General features: G+C 67.0%; 1 protein-coding gene. It reads right to left on the bottom strand.

What is annotated here, in order from left to right:
* Positions 1-32 precede the first annotated feature (32 nt).
* A protein-coding gene (locus ABZ471_RS48740) for an IS3 family transposase (RefSeq protein ID WP_359075639.1) occupies positions 33-1,195 on the bottom strand; the annotation gives its coding sequence in 2 pieces (ribosomal slippage) (positions 33-908 and positions 911-1,195; 1,161 coding nt in all).
* Positions 1,196-1,264: the final 69 nt, after the last annotated feature.

Genomic DNA, 1,264 nt, shown 5'->3' with positions numbered 1-1,264 from the left:
GGGTCTGCTGCAGGTTTGGGTGACAGGTTTGATCACGCGGCCTGGAGAGCCGGTGTGGTCATGACGGTTTCGTATTCGACGGGGGTCAGTCGGCCGAGTGCGGCTTGTCTGCGGCGTCGGTGGTAGGTCCTCTCGATCCAGGACACGATCGCGATCCGCAGTTCTTCACGGGTGGCCCAGGTCCGGCGGTCGAGGACGTTCTTCTGCAGCAGGCTGAAGAAGGACTCCATGGCCGCGTTGTCGCCGGCCGCCCCGACTCTCCCTATCGATCCGGCCATCCGGTGGCGGTCAAGGGCCCGGACGAACTTCCGGGACCGGAACTGTGATCCGCGATCGCTGTGCAGGATGCACCCGTCGACGTGTTCACGCCGGGCCACGGCGTTGTCCAGGGCGGCCACGGCGAGGCGGGACTTCATCCGCGCATCAATGGAGTAGCCCACGATCCTGTTGCTGAAGACATCCTTGATCGCGCAGAGGTACAGCTTGCCCTGGCCGGTGGCGTGTTCGGTGATGTCGGCTAGCCACAGCCGGTTCGGGCCAGTTGCCGTGAAGTTGCGGCTCACGAGATCGTCGTGCACCGGCGGGCCGGCCTGCTTGCCCCGGCCACGCTTCTTCCCGAAGACACTCCACCAGCGGTTGTCCCGGCAGATCCGCCACGCAGTGCGCTCGGCCATGCCGGCCCCGGCACCACGCGCTTCATCGGCCAGGAACCGGTAGCCGAACTCCGGATCGTCGCGGTGGGCGTCGAACAGCGCGTTCGCGCGATATGCCTCCGCCAGCACGGCGTCGGCAACCGGCTTGCCCAGCCAGCGGTAGTACGGCTGTCTGGCGAGCTTGAGCACCCGACACGTGACCGTGACCGGCACCCCGTCCACGGCCAGCTCTTTCACGAGCGGGTAGATCCTTTTCCCGGAAGATGTGCCTGCGACAGGTAGGCCGCGGCCCGGCGCAGGACCTCGTTCTCCTGCTCCAGCAGCTTGATCCGCCGACGTGCTTCCCGCAGTTCCGCGCTCTCCTGGCTGGTCACCCCGGGCTTGGCCCCGTCGTCGATGTCCGCCCGGCGCATCCACTTCCACAACGTCATCGGGTGAACCCCGAAGTCGGTGGCCACCCGCTCCACCGTCACACCCGGGCCGCGGTTCCTCGCGACCCGCACGACGTCCTGGCGGAACTCTTCCGGATAAGGCTTGGGCACAGCGGCATCCTTCCCACCCGCCCTACAGGGCAAGCCAGTTCAGATGTCACCCGATCGTGCAGCAGACCC

This window comes from Streptomyces sp. NPDC005728 (assembly GCF_040630895.1).
GTDB lineage: Bacteria > Actinomycetota > Actinomycetes > Streptomycetales > Streptomycetaceae > Streptomyces.
Note: the sequence above shows the minus strand (reverse complement) of the source record. Positions and strands in the feature narration are given on the sequence as shown.